Source organism: Micromonospora rosaria (assembly GCF_001567585.1).
GTDB classification, from domain to species: domain Bacteria; phylum Actinomycetota; class Actinomycetes; order Mycobacteriales; family Micromonosporaceae; genus Micromonospora; species Micromonospora rosaria.
Map to the genome: position 1 here is coordinate 1 of NZ_LRQV01000236.1, position 5,049 is coordinate 5,049.

The window sequence follows — 5,049 nt, forward strand, 5'->3', positions numbered from 1 at the left end:
ACGCCGAGCCACCACGATCGTCCAGGCCATCCTCGTTCTCCACCACGTCGAAGCCAACCGCTACGCAGGATGAAAAGGGCTGAGTGCCGGGACGATCACCAGGGACCAAGCCGGAGGCCCCGCGAGGGGTACCGGCCGAGGTCGTCCACAGGGCAATGTCGACACCAAGGCCGCGCAGTAGGTGGTCGACAGCCCCGGACCAGGTTCGCCGACCCGCCATGAACGTGCGCAACGAGCCTGCTTGAGCGAAGGCGGCTGGTCGGTCCTCGAGCTTCGCCCCGATGGCCCGAGCCCAGCGCTGCGCATCGAGTTCGTCATCGCCCGACATCGCGACGATGTGCCGGTCTGCCTCGCCTTCTGGCAACAGCTCTCGCAGGAGCAGAGCGAGCCCGCTGCGACTGCTACTGATCAGGGGGATGCCGGCCGACACCGCGTCGACGCCGGTAAGCCCGAAGCCTTCGAATCGGGAGGGCATCAGAACCAGGCTTGCCGCCAGCAACTCGCCGGACAACTGCTCCCGGTCCGTCGAGTACGGCCGCACGACGATGTGCAGGGCCGGGTTACGCGCCCAGCGTTGAAGCCGATTTCGAAGCGCCTCTGCGGATCCAGCGGGGGCGCCTCGGACGTACAACTCAACCGGCAGGTGATCGCGTTGCTTGCGTGCGACGATTCCCATGGCGCGGGCCGCCAGATCAAGCCCCTTGACCATGGCGTCCTCCGCGCGGCCGGCTACCAGCACACGAACCGGTGCCCCGGGTGGCGGGGTCGCCATTCGCTGCTCGGTCAGGTCGAACCCCGGATCGATGCGGTCAGGCACGACGCCGAAGCCGTGTAGTTCGTTGAGGTACCGCAGGTGGAGCTGAGGTCCGACGGCATACACCCGATCGGCCGCCCGCGCCAGCGCGACTTCCAGCTGGGTTCGACTCTCGGCACGGTGGCCCGCGTCGCCTATTCGACCGGTCTTGAGCCATTCGATCTCGTCCGGTGCGGTGTGGATAACATGAGCCAGCTTGGCCTGCGGGAAGTGATCTCTTGCAACGCTGAGTGCGGCTGGTCCGGTTACCCGGCCGTGACCGATGATGAGTTCCGGCATGACACCAGGTGGCAATACCGGACGGCGCGCGAGCGCCAGCTCAGGCGGCTGGGCGTCGGTCGGCACTTCGATCAGGGTGACTCCGCGCGCTGCGGCATCCGCACGTTCGGCGGGTGTGGCGGCAACAACGACGCAGGACACGGTCAGGCCCCGTGCGGCCAAGCTACTGCAGAGCTCACGATTGACGGTGCTCAGTCCACCATGCGTCGATGCCCACTCGGCACCGTACGCGACCACCGAAGCGATGCTGTTCATAGGGGTAGCCTGGGTCACGACCATTTTTCCGCGCGAACCTAACATGTGAGGACCGGAGGGGCCGTGGGCGATTCCGGAGCACACGGAGGCATGCCGCCCGCTCGGCGGCGCGGGCGGCCACGGGGCCCCGCCCCTCTGCACAAGGTGGTGATGCGTGAGGTTGGTGGGGCCCTACGGCAGATCCGGGTAGCTGCCGGATACGAGCAACTGGAGTCGGCGGCGTCGGCAGTCAACGCGGCCGTCCGGGACCTGTACCCTGACGTGGCGGCAGGTCCTCCGGCCAGGGCGACAGTGTCCCGGCCCCATCAGGTCGATGGCCGGTACCTCTCGAACGTCGAGCTGGGCAATGCAAACAAGTTGAGCCCACCGGATTGGCTGCGAACAGGCGAATCGTTCGAGGACGAGCAACTGCGCAGCGGCCAGATCCCGTCCTGGTTGGTTCGGGCTTACGACGTTGCGTTCCTCGCCGATGGATACCTCGTCGACCTCTATCGTTGGGGTGTCGCCTTGCAGGCGGACCAGGCCGGAACGCCGCCCCGTGCCGCGCGCACCCGACAGTTTGCACGGGTGGGCGTCTCCGGATACGACACGGACGTCCGCGCCTTCGACGCTGCCCCACAGGCCATACGCAATCTGCTCGGCATCCACCGCGGCCTGCTGTCCACGTATCCCACCGCAGCACCGGCCCTCGACGCCTGGGTGCCTGCTCACGAGGACCGGTCGACGCTGATCGCAGATCCGACGAGGGACATACCGGAGGGGCTGCCTGTCCGTCCCGGTAGCTACGTCGTCGGCCACTGGATCCTACGGAACTCCGGCAAAGTGCGGTGGCAGGACCGCCTCTTCGTCCGAGTAGGCCAGTGCCGGGTTGGTCTGACCACACCACCGTTCACCCCGGTACCGACGGCCGAGCCGGGGCAGAACGTCACGATCTCCGTACCGGTCAGAGCACCCGACCGACCCGGCACGTACCGTTCCTGTTTCCGACTTGCTTGGCCGGATGGCACCTACTGCTACCCGAACACGCTGGTCGGTGCCATCGTCACGCTGGTCGTCCTGCCCGAGGAGTACCTCACCTGCGATCAACCCTGGGCGTCGCGGTGATCCCCACCGCTGCGCATCCCGTGAACCTGGCAGCGCTGATTGCCACATCCCGGGCTGCCCTGAGAATGACGCAGGCGGAATTCGCTTCGCTGGTGTCCCCTGCGGGTCGAGCGGTCAGTCGTCAGCGGATCGCTGCGCTGGAACGTGGACAACCCGCCCCCGAGTTACTGCTCCGCCACATCGCCGAGGCGTGCGCGAGTATGACGGGCCTTGATGAGCGGACCCGCGACCAGTGGCTCGATGTCCTGCGGGGCCCGGAAGCCATCGCTCCGGTACCACCACCGACTGTTGCCGAGCGCCGCAGTCGCCTGCGCAACCTCGCCGAAAACGTCGAGGGCAATCATCGCTGGCCACGCTACCGCGAGCTTTCCCTGCAAGCCGGCATGGACCTCGACATCAACGTGATGGATGCCCGCCGACGGCTCGCCCTCGTCAGTGATCCGACGCATTGGGTTGCCGACCCGGCAGACCGGGTTGTCGTCGAGGGGTCCGACAGCGTCCTCGATCTCACGATCGACCACGGACAACTGTTCGCGCTGCCCGTGGTTCTGTCGAACGTAGGATCCGTGTCGTGGCGCGATCGGCTACTCGTTCGCCTCGGGCCGCCTGTCTCGTCGAGCTTGGCCTTCACTCCGCCGGTGCTCAGCGTTCCGGACACTGCGCCGGGTGAATCGTGCTTAATCGCCATCCCAGGCCGTGGCCCGTGGTTTCCGTGCTTGACAGCGGTCACGTACGTCATGACATTCCCCGACTGCCGGCCAGCGATCGGCGGAGGACTCCAGCTCTTCATCGACGCCAAAGAGGAGCACACAGCGACGAGCCATCCCCTGCCCACTGAGGTTGCCGTACGGCTACGCCGGAATCGTCCCATCAGTAGCTGACCCCTGGTCGCCGCTCGGCCCACTCCGGGTCTTGTGAGTCGGGGCGGACAACTTGCGGCGTTCACAGCACGCTCACCACGGGCGGCGGCGTGCTAGTAGTGCTTTGTCATGTTTCGGCATGCCTTGGTAGCTGTTCGGGGATCGTCTCGTTGCATGGGGTGTGGATGTTGGCGAGGTGGAGCGTCTTGGCGATGTGTTGGTCGAGTTCACTGGGGATGTGTTCGGGTCGTTGACCCGGGCCGGGTGGTGCGACCGTGCGGGGCAGTACCTACAAGGGCTGATGCTGGATGGGCGGCGTAAGTCGGTGCAGCCGATGGCGGGCCGGTTGCAGGGTGTGCACGATCAAGCGTTGAACCACTTCGTGACGAACAGTCCGTGGGCGGTGGAGCCGGTGCGTCGCCGTCTGGCCCAGCGGATGGACGCGGCGATCGGGTCGGCGGCGTGGGCCCTGGACGACACCGGGTGGCTCAAGTGCGGATCGGCATCGCCGGAGGTGGCCCGGCAGTACACCGGCACGGCCGGGAAGGTCACCAACTGCCAGATCGGGGTGAGCCTGAACCTGGTCACCGATGTCGCGTCGTGTCCGGTCGACTGGCGGCTGTTCCTGCCCGGGTCGTGGAATCCCGCCTTACCGGAGGCCACCGACGATGTCGAGCGGCGACGCGCCCGGGCGCAGATCCCCGACGAGGTCGGGCACCGGGAGAAGTGGCGCCTCGGGCTGGACATGATCGACGAGGTGACCGGGTGGAGTCTGACGGCGCCGTTGATCGTGGCCGACGCCGGGTACGGCGACAGCGGCGAGTTCCGCCTCGGCCTGACCGAACGGGGCCTGTCCTATGTCGTGCAGGTGGCCACCACGATCAGTGTGTATCCGCAGACGGCGGTGCGGACCGCACCGCCGTACCGTGGGGTGGGACAGCGACCGAAACAGCGCTACCGGGAGCTGGCCGCCCCGGTCAGAGACCTGATCGCCTCCGTGGGCACCGACGCAGCCCGGACGATCGCCTGGCGGGACGGTTCCCGCACCCGGGTGGGCAAGCCGGTGAAGATGCGTTCCCGGTTCGTGTTCCTCCGCGTCCGTCCGGCCGGTCGGATCCTGCGGGCCGCCCACCGCGACCGCGACCTGCCCGAGGCGTGGCTGATCGCCGAATGGCCGGCCGACCGACCGGAGCCCACCAAGTACTGGCTGTCGAACCTGCCGGCCACCACGGCGTAACGCACCCATCAGGTGGGCGAAACTCCGGTGGCGCATCGAGCACGACTACCGCGAACTGAAGACCGGACTCGCCTGGACCACTACGAGGGCCGCACCTGGCAAGGCTGGCACCACCACGTCACCCTCGTATCCGCCGCTCACGCCTTCTGCACCCTGCAACGCCTCGACCCAAAAGCCCCCGCGCCGGCCTGACCCTCTACGCCGTACTCCGCGAACTGCAGACCCACCTCGTCCGCCTAGCCGGCGCCTGCCCCACCTGCAAAACCCGCTTCCCCACCACACGAAAACCCCGATACCAACCCCGATCATGACAAAGCACTACTAGAGGCTGAGGTGGTCGAGAAGCCAGGCGGTGACTGCTCGGGCGATGCCGCCAGCGATGCCGGCGGTCACCACCGGGATGATCCTGGCCGGCAGGCTGCGAGCGTGGTCGCCGTCGGCGTCCGGGTGTGTGTCGTGTCGGTTGGTGCGCGGCGAGGGGGGCGTGTCGGAGGGCATGT

General features: G+C 67.4%; 2 protein-coding genes and 2 pseudogenes. 3 read left to right on the forward strand and 1 reads right to left on the reverse strand.

What is annotated here, in order from left to right:
- Positions 1-238 precede the first annotated feature (238 nt).
- Positions 239-1,393 (reverse strand): annotated as a pseudogene (locus tag AWW66_RS36270) (glycosyltransferase family 4 protein); the annotation flags it as partial.
- Positions 1,394-1,498: 105 nt separating this feature from the next.
- On the opposite strand from AWW66_RS36270, the gene AWW66_RS31220 reads away from it, so the two are divergent.
- The 3 genes and pseudogenes from AWW66_RS31220 to AWW66_RS31230 all read left to right on the forward strand — a co-directional run bounded on the left by AWW66_RS31220 (position 1,499) and on the right by AWW66_RS31230 (position 4,741).
- A complete protein-coding gene (locus tag AWW66_RS31220; protein WP_169807204.1) occupies positions 1,499-2,452 on the forward strand; it encodes an NBR1-Ig-like domain-containing protein in 954 nt (317 codons plus the stop codon).
- Positions 2,449-3,333, forward strand: coding sequence for a hypothetical protein (locus AWW66_RS34120; RefSeq protein WP_157528258.1), 885 nt, complete (start codon positions 2,449-2,451; stop codon positions 3,331-3,333). Before AWW66_RS31220 ends, AWW66_RS34120 begins: the two co-directional genes overlap by 4 nt.
- A 160-nt stretch (positions 3,334-3,493) precedes the next feature.
- Positions 3,494-4,741, forward strand: a pseudogene (locus tag AWW66_RS31230) (IS701 family transposase).
- Positions 4,742-5,049 lie beyond the last annotated feature (308 nt).

What these genes read in the sequence shown, in the direction of transcription:
- AWW66_RS31220 (WP_169807204.1), top strand. Translation starts at nt 1,499, where the DNA reads ATGCGTGAGGTTGGTGGGGCCCTACGGCAGATCCGGGTAGCTGCCGGA.